This is a genomic window from Nonomuraea sp. MG754425, from assembly GCF_021699195.1.
Classification (GTDB): Bacteria; Actinomycetota; Actinomycetes; order Streptosporangiales; family Streptosporangiaceae; genus Nonomuraea.
This window is the reverse complement of sequence record NZ_SSXE01000616.1, coordinates 1-234: the sequence shown is the minus strand read 5'-3', so window position 1 is coordinate 234 and position 234 is coordinate 1. Positions and strand designations below refer to the sequence as shown.

Below are 234 nucleotides of genomic sequence, written 5' to 3'. Positions count from 1 at the left end.
TGAACGCCGGCGACTGGCAGCGGCGCGCCTGCGGCATCGGCACCAAGGGATTTCGGGTCTATGACTGGGCGGTCATCGACACCGCCCTTCCGGCACACCGCTACGTGGTCCGCCGCAACATCGCCGATGGCGAGCTGGCGTACTTCCACTGCTTCGATCCGCGCGGCGACGGGCTCCCAGAATGCGTGCGGGTCATCGGGTCCCGCTGGCCGATCGAGGAATGTTTCGAGGCGG

1 pseudogene is annotated in these 234 nt (G+C 67.9%); it reads left to right on the top strand.

Going from position 1 to position 234, the window contains the following annotated elements:
* Positions 1–234 (top strand): annotated as a pseudogene (locus FAF44_RS54215) (IS701 family transposase); the annotation flags it as partial.